The sequence below is a fragment of the Streptomyces sp. NBC_01363 genome (assembly GCF_026340595.1).
Classification (GTDB): Bacteria; Actinomycetota; Actinomycetes; order Streptomycetales; family Streptomycetaceae; genus Streptomyces.
In genome coordinates this window covers 5,066,217-5,084,958 of record NZ_JAPEPF010000001.1, presented here as the reverse complement: position 1 = coordinate 5,084,958, position 18,742 = coordinate 5,066,217, and the positions used below count along the sequence as shown (strand labels likewise).

Sequence of the window (18,742 nt, the reverse complement as noted above, 5' to 3'; positions counted from 1 at the left end):
GTTACGGCGCGGTCACCGTGAGATCGGCCCGTCGCGGCGACGCGAACCCGTCCAGCTCCGCGCGCGTCAGCCCGGTCAGGCGGACGACCTCGGCGGTGTCCAGGGCGCCGCAGTCGATGCCGCGCAGAAGGTAGCCGCTGAGCGCCTTGGCGGTGGCGGGTTCGTCCATGACGTCGCCACCGGCCTTGGCCACGTACGCGGCGAGCCGTGCGGCGGCCTGTTCCAGGCCCTCGCGGTAGAAGGTGTACACGGCCGCGTACCGGGTCGGGAGATGGCCCGGGTGCATGTCCCAGCCCTGGTAGTAGGCGCGGGCCAGGGCACGGCGGGTGAGGCCGTAATGGAGCCGCCAGGCCTCGTGCACCTGAGGCGTGGGGCCGACCGGGAGGACGTTCGTGGAGCCGTCCGAGACTCGTACGCCGGTACCCGCGGCGGCGACCTGCATGACGGCCTTGGCGTGGTCGGCGGCCGGGTGGTCGCTGGCCTGGTAGGCGGCGCTGACGCCGACGCAGGCGCTGTAGTCGAAGGTGCCGTAGTGCAGGCCGGTGGCACGGCCCCGCGCCGCGTCGATCATCCGGGCGACGGCGGCGGTGCCGTCGGCGGCGAGGATGGACTGGCTGGTCTCGATCTGGATCTCGAAGCCGAGCCGCCCGGCGGGCAGCCCGTGGGCCTGCTCGAACGCTTCGAGCAGCCGGACGAAGGCGGTGACCTGCTCGGGGTATGTCACCTTGGGGAGCGTGAGGACCAGCCCCTCGGGCAGGCCGCCGGCCTTCATCAGACCGGTGAGGAAGATGTCCGTGGTGCGGATGCCGCGGTCGCGTACGGCGGCTTCCATGCACTTCATCCGGATGCCCATGTACGGGGCCGCCGTGCCGTTCCCGTACGCCTCCGAGACCAGCCGGGCGGCGCGGGCGGCGGCCTCGTCCTCCTCGGCGTCGGGGCGGGACCCGTAGCCGTCCTCGAAGTCGATGCGGAGGTCCTCGACCGGCTCGCGCTCCAGCTTGGCGCGCACCCGGTCGTGGACGGGCGAGGCGAGTTCGTCCGGGATGCCGAGGACGGCGGCGAACGAGGCCGCGTCGGGGGCGTGCTCGTCCAGGGCCTCGATGGCCCGGTCGCCCCAGGAGCGGATGGTGTCCGCGGTGAACGTGTCGCCGGGGACGTAGACCGTGTGGACCGGCTGGCGCGTCCCCGGGTCTCCCGGGTAGCGGCGCGCGAGTTCGGCGTCGACCGCGGTGAGGGAAGCGCTGATCTCCTCGCTGACCGCACCGGCGAGGCTCGTTGCCACCTTCTCCTGCTGACCCATCTCCGCACCCTCCACAGTCACGCTGTTTCCGCTTCCTGGAATCAACAATCCGTATAGTGAAGTTATAAGGCCGTCGGACCTGCGTCAATGGTCGTCGGAAAGGGTGCGGGGCCGTGTGGTGCGTGTGCACCGCACGGCCCCGGACCGTCGGACGTGTCCTGCGGTTGCGCCGCGGGTCAGCCCTTGCGGGCGTTGACCTCGTCGGTGAGCTGGGGGACGACCTGGAAGAGGTCGCCGACGACGCCGTAGTCGACGAGGTCGAAGATCGGGGCCTCGGCGTCCTTGTTGATCGCGACGATCGTCTTGGACGTCTGCATGCCGGCCCGGTGCTGGATCGCGCCCGAGATGCCCGACGCGATGTACAGCTGCGGCGAGACGGACTTGCCGGTCTGGCCGACCTGGCTGGAGTGCGGGTACCACCCCGCGTCCACCGCGGCACGCGAGGCACCGACCGCCGCACCGAGGGAGTCGGCCAGCGACTCGATGAGGTGGAAGTTCTCCGCACCGTTCACACCACGCCCGCCGGACACGACGATCGCGGCCTCGGTCAGCTCCGGACGCCCCGTCGACTCGCGCGGCGTCCGCGCGGTCACCCTCGTGCCCGTCGCCTGCGCCGAGAACGACACCTCCAGCACTTCGACCGCACCCGCGGCCGCAGCCGCCTCCACGGCAGCCGAATTCGGCTTGACCGTGATCACCGGGACACCCCGGGAGACCCGGGACCGGGTCGTGAACGACGCCGCGAACACGGCCTGCGTCGCGACCGGACCCTCCTCACCCGCCTCCAGATCCACCGCATCGGTGATGATCCCCGACCCGATACGCACCGCCAGACGCGCCGCGATCTCCTTGCCCTCCGCCGACGACGGCACCAGCACCGCCACCGGCGACACCGCCTCGCACGCCGCCTGCAACGCATCCACCTTCGGCACCACGAGATACTCACCGAACTCCGGCGCCTCCACGGTCAAAACCCTGACCGCACCATGCTCGGCCAGCACACCCGCCGTACCGGCAGCACCCGCACCCACCGCCAGCGCGACCGGCTCACCGACCCGACGCGCCAGCGTCAACAACTCCAGCGTGGGCTTACGGACCGCACCGTCCACGTGATCGACAAAGACGAGAACTTCAGCCATGGGACTTCAAACTCCTGCGAGTAGCAAAGAAGAAGGGAAGAGGAAAGGGAGCGGAACGGGACAACGGGCCGGATCAGATGAACTTCTGACCCGCGAGGAACTCCGCCAACCGGCGGCCGCCCTCACCCTCGTCCTTCACGATCGTGCCCGCACTGCGGGCCGGACGCTGCGCAGCGGAATCCACCACGGTCCACGCACCCGCCAGACCGACCTCCTCCGCCCCGATCCCCAGATCACCCAGATCCCAGGACTGCACCGGCTTCTTCTTCGCCGCCATGATCCCCTTGAACGACGGATAACGCGCCTCACCCGACTGGTCCGTCACCGACACCACCGCCGGCAACGACGCCTCCAGCTGCTCCGACGCACTGTCACCGTCACGACGGCCCCGCACCACCCCGTCCCGCACCGACACCTCGGACAGCAACGTCACCTGCGGCACACCCAGACGCTCCGCCAGCACCGCCGGCAGCACCCCCATCGTCCCGTCCGTCGACGCCATCCCCGCGATCACCAGGTCATACCCGGCCTTCTCCACCGCCTTCGCCAGCACCAGCGACGTACCCATCACATCACTGCCGTGCAGATCGTCGTCCTCGACGTGAACCGCCTTGTCCGCACCCATCGACAACGCCTTGCGCAACGCGTCCTTGGCATCCTCCGGACCCACCGTCAACACGGTGATCTCCGCATCGTCCGCCTCGTCCGCGATCTGCAACGCCTGCTCCACCGCGTACTCATCGAGCTCCGACAGCAGACCGTCCACATCCTCACGGTCCACCGTCAGGTCATCGGCGAAATGCCGGTCACCAGTGGCGTCGGGCACGTACTTCACACAGACAACGATCCTCAAGCTCACGCCGGCTCTCCTACTGCATCGTCATTTCCGGGGCTGCCTTGTTGCTCGCAGCATAGGCGCCTGATGGGGCGGATTCCGGTCGGGGCGACCGACGCCCCGACCGGAAATATTACTAGCCAGTACACCCAGTGGATCACCCATGAGCAAGCGCTTGGGGCTGTGATATGCCCAACGTACTGCGCCCAAGTGCCGCCTGGGCGCTGTCAGTCCCGCAGAGCGTTGAAACGGCCCTGGTGATAGATCAGCGGACGACCGCCTCCGGCCGGATCGCCGACCACGGCCTGCGCGATCACGATCCGGTGGTCCCCCGCCGGAACCCGGGCGACCACGCGGCAGACCAGCCACGCCAGTACGCCGTCGAGCACCGGCACTCCCTCGGGCCCACTGCGCCAATAGGTGGACGGGCCGAACCGGTCGGCGCCGCTGCGGGCGAAGGTGGCGGCCAGCTCCTGCTGGTGCTCGCCGAGTATGTGGACGCCGATGTGCTCGGCCTCGGCCATGACCGGCCAGCTGGAGGACGAGGTACCGACCCCGAAGGAGAGCAGCGGCGGCTCGGCGGCGACAGAGTTGAGGGAGGTGGCGGTGAAGCCGACCGGCCGATCGCCGGCGGCGGTGATCACGGCCACACCGGCGGCGTGCTGCCGGAAGACCGAGCGGAGAAGGTCGGGGGAAGCCTGGCGCGGGGTACCGAGCTCGGGCGAAGCCGTCATGGACATGTCCTTCTGCGGAAGAGGCGTACGGGGCCGTGGTTGCTCAGGCACCCGGACAGCGCGCACTCGCGTTGCGGGCGAGATCCACATGGACCCGGCCGTAGAGAAGGAGTTCCGGCGGCATAACGTCAGACTGACGATGCGTGGTGGATGCAGTCAAGAGTGTTCCGCAATGTGGGAGATGCGTCACGGTCCGTCACATCGCCTGCCCCAGCGCGGCGACCACGTCGACGGTACGTGGCTGCCCGACGGCCCGGCGGACGATCCGGCCGACGGCGTCGAGGACCAGAACGGTCGGCGTCCGGCTGATCCCCAGCTCCCGCACCAGAGTGAGATGCGCCTCGGCGTCGATCTCGACATGGGCCACGCCGTCCACCATGCGCGCCACCTCGACGAGCGTGCGGCGGGTCGCCCGGCAGGGCTGACAGAACGCGCTGGAGAACTGCACGAGGGTGGCCCGCTCCCCCAGTTGCGCTCCGAGCCGGGCCGCGTCCAGCGGTCCCTGATGTGTCTGCCCGTCCACCCTCGGCCTCCTGTCAGAGCTCATCGCAAGAGGTCAGCGCCACCGGCCCGCGAGACATTCCCGGAGGTTCCACGTGACGAGAATCTCGCGCCCCGAGCCCTCGGAGACTGGCCACCGCGTCGCGCATGGGGCACGATCGGCGCAATGCCGCAAACCTACGGCTGCGTAACTTCCGCCGGGAGAACCCTCCTCAGGCGCTGAAGAAGGGTCTTCCCCAGATGGCAGAACTCGTCTATCGGCCGGTCATCGGCGCCGCTCGTACGTTTTTCAAGGCGCTTGACCTGAAGATCGACACCCAGGGTTCCGAGCACATCCCGAAGACCGGTGGCGCGGTACTGGTAAGCAACCACATCAGCTATCTGGACTTCATCTTCACCGGGCTCGCGGCCCTGCCGCAAAAGCGTCTCGTCCGCTTCATGGCGAAGGAATCGGTCTTCCGGCACAAGGTCTCCGGACCGCTGATGCGCGGCATGAAGCACATCCCCGTCGACCGCAAGCAGGGCGAGGACGCGTATGCGCACGCGCTCGCCTCGCTGCGCTCCGGCGAGATCGTCGGCGTGTTTCCCGAGGCCACCATCTCGGAGTCGTTCACGCTGAAGAGCTTCAAGTCGGGCGCCGCCCGGCTGGCCCAGGAGGCCGGCGTACCTCTGATCCCGATGGCGCTGTGGGGGACGCAACGGCTGTGGACCAAGGGCCGGCCGCGCAATTTCAAGCGCAACCACGTGCCGGTGACGATCCGGGTCGGCGAGCCGGTGGAGGCACCCACCGACCAGTACGCGGGCGCGATCACCCGGCGGCTGCGGGAGCGGGTCCAGGAGCTCCTGGAGGCGGCCCAGCGCGCCTATCCCGTGCGCCCGAAGGACGCGAGCGACACCTGGTGGGTGCCCGCGCACCTCGGCGGTACGGCCCCGACCCCCGCCGAGGTGCGGGAGAAGAGCTGACGCCGCCGGTCCGCGGTCACGGCCGAAACGTCACTCCGGGGTGCGGCCGACCGGCTCAGAGCGCCGTGGGAAGGGTGCGCCACAACTGCGGGCGGTTCTCGGCGGACCGCAGGCCGCACAGGACCGCCGGATGCGGCGCCGCGTAGAGGACGGGGTAGTCCACTTCCCCGGCCTCCGGGCGGACGGGCCACGCCAGCTGCTCCTCGTCGAGCGAGAACTGCGCGTCGACGCCCGGTTTGTTGCCCCGGGGGTCCTGACGGTCCCAGCGGTCACGGCCGGGCAGCCGGACCGCGATCAGCCCGTGCACGGGCCCGGGGCCCCCGTCGTCAGCAGCGAGCCCCTGGTAGCAGAGGGCGGCCGGGATGCCCGCCGCGCGCAGCAGGGCGGCCAGGGCGTGGGATTTGGCATGGCAGATGCCGTTGCGCGTCGCGAGGACGTCGGAGGCGCGCCAGGCGACCCGCATGTCGCCGGAATCGGCGGAGTGCACGATGCTGTCGCGCACCAAGGCATAGGCGGCGGCCGCGTATGCGTATGCGTCGGTGGTGGCGCCGCGGAGCTCGGCGGCCGTCTCCCGCACCAGCGGGTGCTCGTGGTCGATGGCCTCGTCGGCGGCGAGATAGGCGGAAAGCTCCGGGACCTGCTGGATCAGCTCCATGGTCGCCGAGCGTAAGTATGCGACCGACCGGGCGTCAGTGGCTTTCCGGTCGGTCGCATATTTATTCAGTTTTGGCTACTTAGCCATTTATTTCTTCCTTCAGGGCGAGAACGAACGCGTCGACATCGTCCTCCGAGGTGTCGAAGGCACACATCCAGCGCACATCGCCGGCCGCCTCGTCCCAGAAGTAGAAGCGGAAGCGCTTCTGCAGCCGTTCGCTCACCTCGTGGGGCAGTCGGGCGAATACCGCGTTGGCCTGGACCGGGTGGAGGATCTCCACGCCGCCCACCGCGCGCACACCCTCGGCGAGCCGCTGGGCCATTGCGTTGGCATGCCGGGCGTTGCGCAGCCAGAGGTCCCCGGCGAGCAGCGCCTCCAGCTGCACGGAGACGAAGCGCATCTTCGACGCGAGCTGCATCGACAGCTTGCGCAGGTGCTTCATGGCCCGGACTGCGTCCGGGTTCAGGACGACCACGGCCTCGCCGAAGATCGCCCCGTTCTTCGTGCCGCCGAAGGACAGGACGTCGACACCGACGGTGTTGGTGAACGTACGCATCGGTACGTCCAGCGACGCCGCGGCGTTGGCTATCCGGGCCCCGTCCAGATGGACCTTCATGCCGAGTCCGTGGGCGTGGTCGCAGATGGCGCGGATCTCGTCGGGTGTGTAGACCGTGCCCAGCTCGGTGTTCTGGGTGATCGAGACGACCTGCGGCATGGCGCGGTGCTCGTCGTCCCAGCCGTACGCCTGCCGGTCGATGAGCTCGGGGGTGAGCTTGCCGTCCGGGGTGGGCACGGTGAGCAGCTTGAGGCCGCCCACCCGCTCCGGGGCGCCGCCCTCGTCCACATTGATGTGGGCGGACTCGGCGCAGATCACCGCGCCCCAGCGGTCGGTCATCGCCTGGAGGGAGACGACGTTGGCGCCGGTTCCGTTGAACACCGGGAAGGCTTCGGCGGTGGGGCCGAAGTGACTGTGCATGACGCGCTGGAGGTGCTCGGTGTACTCGTCCTCCCCGTAGGCGATCTGGTGACCGCCGTTGGCGAGGGCGAGGGCAGCGAGGATCTCCGGGTGCGTGCCCGCGTAGTTGTCGCTGGCGAAACCGCGGATCCGCGGGTCGTGGTGGCGCCGCGCGTCGGTCCTTACGGTTGTGGGGTCAGCCACAGGCGCTTTCCGTTCACTTCCGGGGCGGGCCGGTCCCAGACGCCGGCGATGGCATCGGCCAGCTCCTTGACGTCGGTGAAGCCCGCGAACTTCGCATTCGGGCGCTCGGCGCGCATCGCGTCGTGCACCAGTGCCTTGATGATCAGGATCGCAGCCGCGGTCCTCGGCCCTTCGTCGCCCCCCGCCTTGCGGAACGCGTCCGCGAGCGCGAGCGTCCAGGCCTCGGCCGCCGCCTTCGACGCGGCATAGGCCGCGTTTCCCGCAGTGGGCTTACTCGCCCCGGCCGCGCTGATCAGCACATAGCGACCCCGGTCGCTGCGCTGGAGACCCTCCTGGAAGGCCAGCGAGGTGTGCTGGACCGTACGGATCAGCAGCTTCTCCAGCAGGTTCCAGTCGGCGAGGTCGGTCTCGGCGAAGCTCGCGCTGCCGCGCCAGCCGCCGACGAGGTGGACCAGGCCGTCGATCCGGCCGAATTCCTTCTCGGTCTTGGCCGCCCATTCGCGGGTGGCACCGAGGTCCAGGAGATCGACCGTGTCACCGGTGACGGTGGCGCCGCCGTGGCCGTAGCGCGCGGCGTCGACCGCCTCGGCCAGGCGGGTGGCGTCCGCGTCGGAGCCGACGACGGTCGCACCGGCCTCGGCGAGCCTCAGCAGTGCGGCCCGGCCGGCCGGGCCCGCGGCCCCGGCGACCGCGATCACGGCACCTTCGAGAGCGCCGCTCCCGTTGCCCCTGCCGTTTCCGTTCATGGCCACCGCCTCCTCAGACCCGGCGCTCACGCGGCTGCCCGCTCGGCATCCGCGGCGGTGATCCCCTTGGTCGAGGCGATCACGTTCTTCAGTTTCTTGGAGAGCGCCTCATAGAACATGCTCAGGGGAAACTCGTCCGGAAGCACATCGTCGACGAGCTTACGCGGCGGCTGCGACAGGTCCAGGGCGTCGGGTCCCTTGGCCCAGCGGGAGCCGGGGTGCGGGGCGAGGTAGGTCGAGACCAGGTCGTACGCGGCGAACCAGTGGACGAGCTTGGGGCGGTCGATGCCGTCGCGGTAGAGCTTCTCGATCTCGGCGCACAGCTGGTTGGTGATCTGCGGGGCCCGGTCCCAGTCGATCTTCAGGGTGTTGTCGGTCCAGCGGACCACGTCGTGCTTGTGGAGGTACGCGAAGAGCAGCTGGCCGCCGAGGCCGTCGTAGTTCCGGACGCGCTCGCCGGTGACGGGGAAGCGGAACATCCGGTCGAACAGCACGGCGTACTGCACGTCACGGCCCTGGGCGAAGCCGTCGGCCTCCAGCTTCACGGCCTCCTTGAAGGCGGTGAGGTCGCAGCGGAGCTCTTCGAGGCCGTACATCCAGAACGGCTGGCGCTGCTTGATCATGAAGGGGTCGAAGGGAAGGTCGCCGTGGCTGTGCGTCCGGTCGTGGACCATGTCCCAGAGCACGAAGGCCTGCTCGCAGCGCTGCTGGTCGGCGACCATCTCCCGGATGTCGTCGGGCAGCTCGACGCCGAGCAGTTCGACCGACGCCTCGGTGACCCGGCGGAAGCGGGCCGCCTCGCGGTCGCAGAAGATGCCGCCCCAGCTGAAGCGCTCGGGGGCCTCGCGCACGGCGATGGTCTCCGGGAAGAGCACGGCGGAGTTGGTGTCGTAGCCCGAGGTGAAGTCCTCGAAGGTGATGCCGCAGAACAGCGGGTTGTCGTAGCGGGTCGCTTCGAGCTCGGCCAGCCACTCGGGCCAGACCATCCGCAGCACGACCGCTTCGAGGTTGCGGTCAGGGTTGCCGTTCTGCGTGTACATCGCGAAGACGACCAAGTGCTGGAGCCCGTCGGTGCGGTCCTTGGCCGGCTGGAAGGCGAGCAGCGAGTCGAGGAAGTCCGGCACGCCGAAACCGTCCGTGGCCCAGCGACGCAGGTCCGTGGCGAGGGCACGGTGGTACACGGCGTCGTGCGGGAGCAGCGGGGAGAGCTCCTCGACCGCGGCGATCACGCGGTCGAGCGTCGACCGGGCGGCCTCCGGGGACGGCGCACCCTCGGCCTCGAAGTCGATGGAACCGTCCTTCGACTGCCAGGGGCGGATCTCCTCCACGGCATTCTTGAGCGCGGGCCAGGCGGGATGATCGACCACCCGCTGATCCGTAGCTATGCCGCCTGCGGCGGCTTCCTGCACAAGAATTTCCGTCATAACACTTCCTCCACGGGAGAACCTCGCGTCAAGCAACCGTATCCATGTGCGGTTCCTTAAGACAAGTGGGCCTCAGGAAATTATCCTGTCGACCCCCCGTGGTCACCGCGATTCCTCCTGTGAGGAACGTCTCCGGAAGCCGCTTCCGTCGGCTGGGCGCCCGCCGCGGGTGTCCGCCCACCTCTCCGCTCCGGAGGCCGTTAGGCTGCCGGATTGCCGTGATGCCGCAGTGCCTCGTGGGTAGGAGCCGCACACGGAAGACGCCGTCGACGGAAGCGGGTTGCCTTGTCTTTTCTCACCATCGGACATCGCGGAGTGATGGGTGTCGAGCCGGAGAACACCCTGCGCTCGTTCGTCCACGCCGAACGGGCCGGAATGGACGCGATCGAGCTGGACCTTCATCTGAGCAAGGACGGCGCGCTGGCCGTCATGCACGACGCCGATGTGGACCGTACGACGGACGGCAAGGGGCCGATCAGTGAGAAGGCCCTGTCCGAACTGCGTGAACTCGATGCCGGACAGGGCGAGCGGGTACCGGTCTTCGAGGAGGTGCTCGACGCCGTGCGGTCCCCCGTCCAGGCCGAGATCAAGGACGCGGCGGCGGCCCGCGCGCTGGCCGAGGTGATGCTGCGACGCGATCTCACCGACCGGGTCGAGGTGTCCTCGTTCCACGACGAGGCGGTGGCCGAGATCGCCCGGCTGGTGCCGGGAGTACGGACCGTGCTCATCGCGAGCCGTTGGCAGGGCGATGTGGTGGACCGGGCGAAGGCAGTGGGTGCGGCGACGCTGGCACTGAACATCCGCCGTCTCACCCTGGAGGTGACCGAGCAGGCGCACGCCGAGGGGCTGAAGGTCATCGGCTGGGTGGTGAACACCCAGGATCATCTGCGGCTGGCACGCGCCCTGCGGCTGGACGGCGCGACCACCGACTACCCGGAGATCCGCCGCGCCGGCCGCTTCACCGCCTGATCAAGAGCCCTGGAACTGCCGGGTGGGTCAGACCAGGTCCTTGACCAGCAGTTCGAAGGCGAGATCGTCGCGCTGCGGAACGCCGAAGCGCTCGTCGCCGTACGGGAACGGGCTGAGCTTTCCCGTACGGCGGTAGCCGCGCCGCTCGTACCAGGCGATCAGCTCCTCGCGCACCGAGATCACGGTCATGTGCATCTCGCTCACCCCCCAGCTCTCCCGGACGGTGCGCTCGGCCTCGGCGATGATCACCTTGCCGAGGCCCGCACCCTGCAGTTCGGGACGGACCGCGAACATCCCGAAGTAGGCGGCGTCGCCGCGGTGTTCGAGCTGGCAGCAGGCGATGGGCGCACCGTCGCGCTCCACCACGAGCAACCGGCTGCCGGGCGCTCGAAGAACCTGTCGCACACCGTCCAGGTCCGTCCGCTGCCCCTGCAGGAGGTCCGCCTCGGTGGTCCATCCGGCCCGGCTGGAGTCCCCGCGGTACGCCGACTCGATCAGCGCCACCAGTGCGGGCACATCGGCGTCGGCCGCGTCGCGGAAGGTCAGCTGTCCCAGGTCCTGGGCGGGGGCTATGTCCATGGCGGTGGCTCTCCGATTCTCTGCTGCGGACCGTGCCGGAGCAGCGTAACCCGGGTGTCCCGAACTAGATTCGGATTCATGGTTCATGTGCTGAGCAGCCGGATCCTGTTGCGCCCGGCCGATCCCGAGCAATCGCGGATCTTCTACGGGGAGTCCCTCGGGCTGCCCGTCTACCGCGAGTTCGGCACCGGCCCCGAGCGGGGCACGGTCTACTTCCTCGGCGGGGGCTTCCTGGAGGTGTCCGGACGCGCCGCCGAGCCGCCGGTGCCCGGTCTCGAACTGTGGATGCAGGTCGCGGACGTGCGGGCGGCGCACGAAGAGCTGTCGGCCCGCGGCGTCGAGGTGCTGCGGGAGCCGGTGCGCGAGCCGTGGGGGCTGGTCGAGATGTGGATCCGCGATCCGGACGGACACCGGATCGTGATGGTGGAAGTACCGGCGGATCATCCGCTGCGATATCGCCCCTAGGCCACCCCTAGGCCCCCCTAGGCCCGGTGGGCGGCGACGCCGTCAGTGCGGGGCGCGGCTTCGCTCCGCGCAGTGGACGAGCACGGGCAGGGCCTTCTCCAGGCCGCCGTCGTGGTCGGCGAACGGGAGGCGCACGTGGTGGCGGAAGCCGTCCACGGCGGAGAAGGCCGGGCCGGGGACGATCAGTACGCCTGCGCGGCGGGCCAGCTGGGCGGTGGCCTCGGCGTCGGCGCCCGGCATCTCCACCCAGAGGGCGGAGCCCCCGTCGGGCCGTTCCCATCGCCAGCCGGTGTTCCGGTCGCGCAGGAGCCGTTCGGTCTCCGCCAGCCGTTCACGCAGCCGGGAGCGGCGCCTGGTCCGGGCCTCGGGCAGTTGCCGGAGCAGTTTCACGGCCAGCATCTGGTCCACCACCGGGCATGACAGGTCGACGGACTTCTTGATGTCGGCCAGGCGGCGGATGACCGTGGTGGAGGCGCGGATCCAGCCCAGCCGGAGGCCGCCCCAGAAGAGCTTGGAGAGGGTGCCGACGGTGGCCGTGGCGGCGGGCGGCAGCAGGCCGGCCAGGGAGACCGGCGCGGCGTCGTGGTGCAGTGACAGTTCGGCGTAGGCGTTGTCCTCCACCGTGTACAGGCCCTGTTCGGCCAGTACGGCGGCCCAGGCACGGCGGGTGGGCTCGTCCATGCCACGGCCGGTGGGGTTGTGGAGGGAAGGCTGCAGATAGACGAGGCGCGGCCGGACGTGGCCGGCCAGCCGGGCCAGTGCGCGGGCGCCGTGGGCCCCGTCCGCGGGCAGCGGGACCAGCCGGGCGCCGCGGGCGCGCAGCGCTTCGAGGGCGCCTCGGTAGGTCGGGTCCTCCACGATCACCGTGTCACCGGGCTCGACCAGGCCCTGGGTGATCAGCCAGACGGCCTGCTGGGATCCGGCGGTCACCAGGATCTGTTCCGGAGCGGTAGGCAGGCCCGCCGACCGGTGGTACTCGGCGATGCCCTCGCGCAGCTCGGGCAGCCCGTACGGGAGGTAGCCGTCGCCGGTCAGCGCGGCGGTGAGGTCGCCGGCGGACAGGTCGCCGACCGCCGCCGCGACCGCGGGCAGGCCGTCCAGCGCGCCGCTGGACAGGTCGATGCCGCCGTCCCTGGTCCCGAAGCTGGCCAGCCGTCCCTCGGTCGCGGGCTCGCCCATCGCACCCGAACCCCGCAACCGGGAGCCGCTGCCCTGCCGGCTCTCCAGCCACCCCTCGGCCTCCAACAGGCCGTACGCGGCAGTCACCGTACTGCGGCTGACCCCCAGCGCCGTCGCCAGGGCGCGCTGTGAGGGCAGCACCGTGCCCGGTGCCACGTCCCCGCGCTGCGCCAGCTCGCGCAGCGCCTGAGCCAGCAGTTGCGGCATCACGCCCGTGCCGTCCTTGGACCACCCGGTCAGCAGGCGGGACAGCCGGGTGGGAGGAATCCGGTCCATGCCCCCCATCATCGCCCGCCGCAGGCCAATTGCCGTCAAGTGGTCTTTGCCGCCCTCCGACGGCTCACACATGATCGGGAGAACGCCGTTGCAAAGGAGCAGGAACATGGCGACCGTGGTGCTCGTCGGAACACTGGACACCAAGGGGGCGGAGTACGCGTGGCTCTCGGCGCGGCTCCGTGAATCGGGATGCGACGTGGTGCTCGTCGATGCCGGGGTGATGCCGTCGCCCGTGGGCACTCCCACGGGCGACATCGACGCCGCCGCCGTGGCGCGCCGCGCCGGGCACGGCCTGGAGGCACTGCGCGCCGCCGGGGACCGCGGTGCGGCGGTGACCGCCATGGCCGAGGGTGTCGAACGGATCGTCGGTGATCTGCACCGCGAGGGACAGCTGCACGCGGTGCTGGCCGTGGCCGGGAGCGGAGGGTCGTTCATCGCCGCGCGTGCCATGCAGGCGCTGCCCATCGGCGTTCCGAAGGTGCTGGTGTCCACCATGGCCAGCGGGGACGTGTCGCCGTACGTGGGCAGCAGCGACATCACCATGATGTACAGCGTGGTCGACGTGGCGGGCATCAATTCCGTCTCGTCGCAGATCCTGGGCAACGCGGCCGCCGCGGCGGCCGGCATGGCCATCCACCACGAGCGGGACCTGAAGCGGTCGGAGCCCCAGGGGCGTCCGCTGATCGGCGCCAGCATGTTCGGCGTCACCACTGCCGCGGTCGACGCCGCCCGGCAGCGGCTGGACGAGCTCGGCTACGAGGTCCTGGTCTTCCACGCCACCGGTGCGGGCGGCCGGGCACTGGAGAAGCTCGCCGCGGGCGGGTTCCTCGCCGGTGTCCTGGACCTGACCACCACCGAGCTCGCGGACGATCTGGTCGGCGGCGTGCTGAGCGCCGGCCCCGACCGGCTCACCGCGGCAGGCCGGGCGGGCCTGCCACAGGTGGTCGCGCCCGGCGCGCTGGACATGGTCAACTTCGGCGCCGCCGACACCGTTCCGGAACGCTTCGCCGAACGCCATCTCCTCGTGCACAACCCCACCGTCACGCTGATGCGCACCACGGCCGACGAGATGGCCGAACTCGGCGCCTCCATGGGGCAGAAGCTGGCCTCGGCGGACGGCCCGACGGCGGTCCTCTGGCCGCTGGGCGGCGTCTCCGCCGTGGACGCACCGGGCGGCCCCTTCCACGACCCGGAGGCCGACGCGGCCGGTCTGGCGTCCCTGCGCACGGCCCTGCGGGGCAGCGCCGTCGATCTGCGTGAGATCGGCGCCCACCTCAACGACCCGTCGTTCGCCGTCGCCGCCGCCGACCACCTCCACCAACTGATCACCGCCCGGGGCCGTTCGCACCCGACCGTCTGAGCCCCGAGCGTCCGAGCAGCGAGAACACACCGACCGAACAAGGAGCCCATCCGTGAACCGCAAGCAAGCCCTGGCCCGCCTGACCGAGCAGGTCCGGGCCGGCCAGGCCGTCATCGGCGCAGGCGCAGGCACCGGCCTGTCCGCCAAGTGTGCGGAGGCCGGCGGCGTCGATCTGCTGATCATCTACAACTCCGGCCGGTACCGGATGGCCGGCCGGGGTTCGCTGGCGGGTCTGCTGCCCTACGGCGACGCCAACGCCATCGTGCTCGACATGGCGGGCGAGGTCCTGCCGGTGGTGCGGGACGTCCCCGTGCTCGCCGGGGTGTGCGGCACCGACCCGTTCCGGATCATGGGCAACTTCCTCGACCAGCTGAAGGCCGTCGGCTTCACCGGCGTACAGAACTTCCCCACCGTCGGTCTGTACGACGGCAAGTTCCGCGAGAACCTCGAAGAGACCGGCATGGGCTTCGGCCTGGAGATCGACATGATCCGCCAGGCCCACGAACGCGATCTGCTCACCGCGCCCTATGTGTTCGACCCTGAGCAGGCCGCCGAAATGGCGCGGGTGGGTGCCGATGTGCTCGTCCCGCACGTGGGGCTGACCACCAAGGGGTCCATCGGCGCCTCGACCGCACTCACCCTCGATCAGGCCGCCGCCGCCGTGCAGGACATGCACGACGCGGCCAAGCGCGTCAATCCCGAGATCATCGTGCTCTGCCACGGCGGGCCGATAGCCGAACCCGAGGACGCCCGTTACGTCCTGGACCACACCTCCGGGATCGCCGGTTTCTTCGGCGCCTCGTCCATGGAACGGCTGCCCACTGAGCGCGCCATCACCGAGCAGGCACGCGCCTTCAAGTCCCTCACGCTCGGCTGACGAGGGGGCGGAAGCACAGCGCGCGGCGGGAACACTCCCTCCGCGCGCTCCCCTTGTACCTCAGTGCGCCGCGTACGACGGTCCCTGTCCGGGCATCGATCTGGAGCGTGCGGCAATTGGGGGAGGTGCGCTGTGCACGGACCGGCGATGTCTGGCTGGCTGCTGATGGCGTTGTGCGCGACGACGGGTGCGTACTGCCTGCTGCGCACCCGCGGCAAATCCGGGGAGGGACGCAGGACGGCGCGCGCGGAGGCGCTGATGGGTTTCGGCATGGCCGCCATGGCGTTGCCGGCGGCCGTCATGACACCCCCCGCGTGGGCGTGGGTGGTGTACGCGGCGCTGTTCGGCGCGGCTTCGCTGCGGGCGCTGTGGTTCTCCCGGCGCAGCAGGCACCATCTGCACCACCTGGTCGGGTCCTCGGCGATGGTCTACATGGCCCTGACGATGGCACCGGGCGGTGGCTCGGCGCACGGCGGGCACATGGGCCACGGGGTCGCGGCGACGGCCGGGGGCGTACCCCTGCTGACCGGGCTGCTGCTGGCCTACTACGCGGTGTACGTGCTGCGCTCGGGGGCCCGATTGATACCGGTGGCCGCCACCACCACGGCGGGCGGGGGCGGCGGCCCTGCCGACAGCGCCTGGGCGACGCGGCCCGAGCTGGCGCTCGCCTGCCGGCTGACAATGGGCATGGCCATGTTCGCGATGCTGCTCACCCTGTGAGACAGCCGGCCGGGCAAACCGTGGTGTGCGTCACTTGCCGTGCACAGCCATACCCGTGGGTACCGCGCCGCTCATAGGCTGACGCCATGTTGGTCTCCCTCGCACTGCTGCTGCTCGGTGCACTGGCCGCCGTCCTGACCCCGCGGCTGATGGCCAGGGCGCGGTGGCCGGAGCGCGAGCCCGTGGTGGCGCTGTGGGTGTGGCAGTGCGTGGTGGCCGGGGTGTTGCTCTCCTTCGCGCTCTCCATGACGTTCAGCGCGGCCGCTGCCTGGCAGGCGGTGCGCGGGCATGTGTTCGCACCGGCTCCGCATGCCGTGGTGGAGGCGTACGCGCTGGGCGGGCACGGACGGTGGTCGGCCGCCATGGCCGTGCTGCTGGCGCTCGGCGGGGTCTGGTCGGCGGTGATGCTGACCCGGGAGATCCACCGGGCCCAGGTCCGTCGTAGGCGACGGCGTGCCGAGTTGCTGGTGCGTGCCCCGCTGATGCCCGGCGAGGAGCCCGGCAGCGGTCGTCTCGTCGTGCTGGAGGGAGAGCGTCCGGATGCCTGGTGGCTGCCGGGTGCCGCGCCTCAACTGGTCATCACCACCACGGCAGTCAGGCGTCTGAAAGGCCGTCAGTTGGATGCGGTGCTGGCCCATGAGCAGGGGCACGCGAACGCGCGGCACGACTGGCTGTTGCATTGTTCCGGCGCGCTCGCGACCGGCTTTCCGCAGGTGCCGGTGTTCGCGGCCTTCCGCGACGAGATGCACCGGCTGGTCGAACTGGCCGCGGACGATGTGGCCTCGAAGCGTTTCGGACGGCTGACGATCGCCCTGGCCCTGGTGGAACTCAACGAGGACCGGGGCGTGTTCGGCCCCTGCCCGGCGCCGGACGCACAGCTGCCGCTGCGGGTGAACCGGCTGCTGACCCCGGCGGATCGGCTCACCGCGGGCCGTCGGCTCCGGCTGACCGCGGCTGCCGCGCTGGTGCCGGTGGTTCCGCTTCTGGTGGCCTTCGTCCCGGGACTCAGTGCACTGCGATAGCCAGTACCCCCTGCCTTCCGCGAAGATCGCCCCATGCCGTCCCCGCAGCTCTCGCCGCCGGCCCGTCCCCGTTCCCGTGTCACGCCTTTCGGAACGGGTGCGGTCTGCGCGCTTCTCGCACTGATCGTGCTGGTCCTCGTCGCCGTGCGCTGGTCACCGCTGATGACTCTGGACCGTTCCGTCGCGGACGCCCTGCACCGCAGGGCGGTGGCCGAGCCCGGCCTCGTTCACGCCAACCGGATCCTGACCGACTGGGCATGGGATCCGTGGACCATGCGCGCCCTGATCGCGGTGGCCGTGGTGGTGCTGTGGTGGCGCGGGGCACGGCTGCTCGCGATGTGGGTGGCGGCGACGTGCGTGCTGGGCACGCTGGTGCAGCAGGGGCTGAAGTCCGCGGTCGGCCGGGCACGGCCGAGGTGGCCCGACCCGGTGGACTCCGCGCATTACGCGGCGTTCCCCTCCGGTCACGCGATGACGGCAATGGTGAGCTGCGGTCTGCTGCTCTGGCTGCTGCGCCGGTACGGCGCCGGGCCCCGGCTGTGGCGGACGGCGCTGGTCGTGGCGTGCGTCTCGGTCGTCGGGGTGGGCCTGACCCGGCTCTACCTGGGTGTGCACTGGTTGAGCGACGTACTGGGCGGCTGGCTGCTGGGGGCGGCCCTGGTCGGCTTCTCGATCGCCGGATTCGCCCGGTACGAGCGGCGCGGCGGGCCACGCCCGCCCCGCGGTTCCTGAACCCGCCCCATTCCCCCTGGAGAGAACCGGTCGGCCTTGTCGCGCCGCCCCCGCACCGGGGAGGATGTCAGCCATGCAGATCAAGGGTGTGCTCTTCGACTTCTCCGGGACTCTCTTCCGTATCGAATCGGTCCGGTCCTGGTTGCACGCGGTCCTCGCCGAGCGGGGGGTAACGGTGGGCGAGGCCGAATTCGAGCGGTACGCGAGCGAACTGGAGGCCGCCGGGGCGCTGCCGGGCGGCCCGCTTCCCCAGCACGTCCCCGCCCGGCTCGCCGCCGCGTGGGCCACCCGTGACGAGAGCGCGGAACTGCACCGGGAGGCCTACACCGGACTGGCCCGGCAGGTGGACCTGCCGGGTCCCGGACTGTACGACGCGCTGTACGAGCGACACCGGTCACCCGCCGCCTGGCAGCCGTACCCGGACGCGGCGGAGGTGCTCGGCGCGCTGCACGACAGCGGCGTCCGGATCGGCGTGGTCAGCAACATCGGCTGGGACCTGCGGCCGGTCTTCCGGGCGCACGGCCTGGACGCCCTGGTCGACGCCTACGTCCTGTCGTACGAGCACGGCGTCCAGAAGCCGGACTCACGTCTCTTCCACACGGCCTGCACATTTCTCGGGCTGGATCCGGCGGATGTGGTGATGGTCGGCGACGACCGGCACGCGGACGGCGGGGCCGCGGCACTGGGCTGTGACGTGCGGTTCGTGCACCATCTGCCGGTGTCGGAGCGGCCCGACGGGCTGCGGACGCTCGGACTGGTGCCGGGCGTTGCCTGACAGACATGTGAGAGATGTCCCTGACGCCCAATGGGTCTGATTGTCACATCGGGGCCTTAGCCTGTATCCATGTCCCGTTCTCCGCGCTCCTCCGATTCCACGCGCACCGCCGCCGCGGTGAACGAAGAGATCCGCGACCTGTGGCAGCGCTCGGGCGGCTGCCTGTCCCCGGAGGACGAGGAGCAGTACCAGCGGCTGCTGGTGGAGTGGGCCGCGGCGACGGGCGGCAGCGCCAGGTCCGCCGCCTGACCCGGCTCCCCTCCGCCGGTTCTGTTCCTCGGGCCCCCGCACTCCGGTCGCGCTGCGACGGCCCGAGCACGCCGGGTGAGACG

The 18,742-nt window shown here is 70.6% G+C and carries 21 protein-coding genes; 10 read left to right on the top strand and 11 right to left on the bottom strand.

All coding sequences use genetic code 11. The features are described from left to right. Nucleotide 1 precedes the first annotated feature (1 nt). The 5 genes from OG611_RS23055 to OG611_RS23035 all read right to left on the bottom strand — a co-directional run bounded on the left by OG611_RS23055 (nt 2) and on the right by OG611_RS23035 (nt 4,555). Nucleotides 2-1,300 (bottom strand): aldolase/citrate lyase family protein, encoded by a 1,299-nt coding sequence (locus tag OG611_RS23055; protein WP_266426133.1) that lies wholly within the window; start codon nt 1,298-1,300, stop codon nt 2-4. Nucleotides 1,301-1,476: 176 nt separating this feature from the next. Continuing rightward, nucleotides 1,477-2,439 (bottom strand): electron transfer flavoprotein subunit alpha/FixB family protein, encoded by a 963-nt coding sequence (locus tag OG611_RS23050; protein WP_266423268.1) that lies wholly within the window; start codon nt 2,437-2,439, stop codon nt 1,477-1,479. Nucleotides 2,440-2,512: 73 nt separating this feature from the next. Next, entirely contained in the window at nt 2,513-3,298 is a 786-nt protein-coding gene (locus OG611_RS23045; RefSeq protein WP_266423266.1) for an electron transfer flavoprotein subunit beta/FixA family protein, read from the bottom strand. Between the two features lie 203 nt (nt 3,299-3,501). Then, nucleotides 3,502-4,008: a flavin reductase family protein gene (locus OG611_RS23040; protein ID WP_266423263.1), complete on the bottom strand. Its 507-nt coding sequence runs from the start codon at nt 4,006-4,008 to the stop codon at nt 3,502-3,504. Between the two features lie 196 nt (nt 4,009-4,204). Continuing rightward, the gene (locus OG611_RS23035) at nt 4,205-4,555 is read right to left on the bottom strand and encodes a thioredoxin family protein (RefSeq protein WP_266423260.1); all 351 of its coding nucleotides are present in this window, start codon (nt 4,553-4,555) and stop codon (nt 4,205-4,207) included. 194 nt (nt 4,556-4,749) lie between these two features. On the opposite strand from OG611_RS23035, the gene OG611_RS23030 reads away from it, so the two are divergent. Continuing rightward, on the top strand, nt 4,750-5,472 hold the full coding sequence (locus tag OG611_RS23030) for a 1-acyl-sn-glycerol-3-phosphate acyltransferase (protein ID WP_124719298.1): 723 nt from the start codon (nt 4,750-4,752) through the stop codon (nt 5,470-5,472). A 55-nt stretch (nt 5,473-5,527) separates the two neighbouring features. Here the strand turns inward: OG611_RS23030 and OG611_RS23025 are convergent, their stop codons facing one another. The 4 genes from OG611_RS23025 to OG611_RS23010 all read right to left on the bottom strand — a co-directional run bounded on the left by OG611_RS23025 (nt 5,528) and on the right by OG611_RS23010 (nt 9,456). Continuing rightward, entirely contained in the window at nt 5,528-6,127 is a 600-nt protein-coding gene (locus OG611_RS23025) for a transglutaminase domain-containing protein (protein ID WP_266423257.1), read from the bottom strand. A 79-nt stretch (nt 6,128-6,206) separates the two neighbouring features. Further along, entirely contained in the window at nt 6,207-7,286 is a 1,080-nt protein-coding gene (locus OG611_RS23020) for a low specificity L-threonine aldolase (RefSeq protein WP_266423254.1), read from the bottom strand. Next, a complete protein-coding gene (locus tag OG611_RS23015; protein ID WP_266423251.1) occupies nt 7,265-8,032 on the bottom strand; it encodes an SDR family NAD(P)-dependent oxidoreductase in 768 nt (255 codons plus the stop codon). The genes OG611_RS23020 and OG611_RS23015 overlap by 22 nt, the downstream gene beginning before the upstream one ends. A gap of 26 nt (nt 8,033-8,058) precedes the next feature. Next, entirely contained in the window at nt 8,059-9,456 is a 1,398-nt protein-coding gene (locus OG611_RS23010) for a DUF6421 family protein (RefSeq protein WP_266423248.1), read from the bottom strand. Nucleotides 9,457-9,774: 318 nt separating this feature from the next. Here OG611_RS23010 and OG611_RS23005 point away from each other — a divergent pair, with 318 nt between their 5' ends. Continuing rightward, on the top strand, nt 9,775-10,425 hold the full coding sequence (locus tag OG611_RS23005) for a glycerophosphodiester phosphodiesterase family protein (RefSeq protein WP_266426131.1): 651 nt from the start codon (nt 9,775-9,777) through the stop codon (nt 10,423-10,425). 27 nt (nt 10,426-10,452) lie between these two features. On the opposite strand, the gene OG611_RS23000 is transcribed toward OG611_RS23005, so the two are convergent. After that, nucleotides 10,453-11,004: a GNAT family N-acetyltransferase gene (locus OG611_RS23000; protein WP_266423245.1), complete on the bottom strand. Its 552-nt coding sequence runs from the start codon at nt 11,002-11,004 to the stop codon at nt 10,453-10,455. A gap of 78 nt (nt 11,005-11,082) precedes the next feature. Here OG611_RS23000 and OG611_RS22995 point away from each other — a divergent pair, with 78 nt between their 5' ends. Next, nucleotides 11,083-11,469 carry a VOC family protein gene (locus tag OG611_RS22995; protein WP_266423243.1) on the top strand — a complete coding sequence of 129 codons (387 nt, stop codon included), beginning with the start codon at nt 11,083-11,085 and terminating at the stop codon, nt 11,467-11,469. Between the two features lie 42 nt (nt 11,470-11,511). Here OG611_RS22995 and OG611_RS22990 read toward each other — a convergent pair whose 3' ends face one another. Then, nucleotides 11,512-12,924: a PLP-dependent aminotransferase family protein gene (locus OG611_RS22990; RefSeq protein WP_266423239.1), complete on the bottom strand. Its 1,413-nt coding sequence runs from the start codon at nt 12,922-12,924 to the stop codon at nt 11,512-11,514. Nucleotides 12,925-13,030: 106 nt separating this feature from the next. Here OG611_RS22990 and OG611_RS22985 point away from each other — a divergent pair, with 106 nt between their 5' ends. The 7 genes from OG611_RS22985 (at nt 13,031) to OG611_RS22955 (ending at nt 18,659) form a co-directional block, all read left to right on the top strand. Further along, on the top strand, nt 13,031-14,284 hold the full coding sequence (locus OG611_RS22985; protein WP_266423237.1) for a Tm-1-like ATP-binding domain-containing protein: 1,254 nt from the start codon (nt 13,031-13,033) through the stop codon (nt 14,282-14,284). A 52-nt stretch (nt 14,285-14,336) separates the two neighbouring features. Beyond that, nucleotides 14,337-15,161 (top strand): phosphoenolpyruvate hydrolase family protein, encoded by an 825-nt coding sequence (locus tag OG611_RS22980; RefSeq protein ID WP_266423235.1) that lies wholly within the window; start codon nt 14,337-14,339, stop codon nt 15,159-15,161. A gap of 132 nt (nt 15,162-15,293) precedes the next feature. Next, nucleotides 15,294-15,881, top strand: coding sequence for a DUF5134 domain-containing protein (locus OG611_RS22975; RefSeq protein WP_266423232.1), 588 nt, complete (start codon nt 15,294-15,296; stop codon nt 15,879-15,881). An 86-nt stretch (nt 15,882-15,967) separates the two neighbouring features. After that, nucleotides 15,968-16,903: a M56 family metallopeptidase gene (locus OG611_RS22970; protein ID WP_266423229.1), complete on the top strand. Its 936-nt coding sequence runs from the start codon at nt 15,968-15,970 to the stop codon at nt 16,901-16,903. A gap of 33 nt (nt 16,904-16,936) precedes the next feature. After that, on the top strand, nt 16,937-17,635 hold the full coding sequence (locus OG611_RS22965) for a phosphatase PAP2 family protein (protein ID WP_266423226.1): 699 nt from the start codon (nt 16,937-16,939) through the stop codon (nt 17,633-17,635). 73 nt (nt 17,636-17,708) lie between these two features. After that, nucleotides 17,709-18,410, top strand: a complete 702-nt coding sequence (locus OG611_RS22960) for an HAD family hydrolase (RefSeq protein ID WP_266423223.1) — start codon at nt 17,709-17,711, stop codon at nt 18,408-18,410. Nucleotides 18,411-18,479: 69 nt separating this feature from the next. After that, complete coding sequence (locus OG611_RS22955) at nt 18,480-18,659, top strand: hypothetical protein (RefSeq protein ID WP_266423221.1); 180 nt, start codon at nt 18,480-18,482, stop codon at nt 18,657-18,659. Nucleotides 18,660-18,742 lie beyond the last annotated feature (83 nt).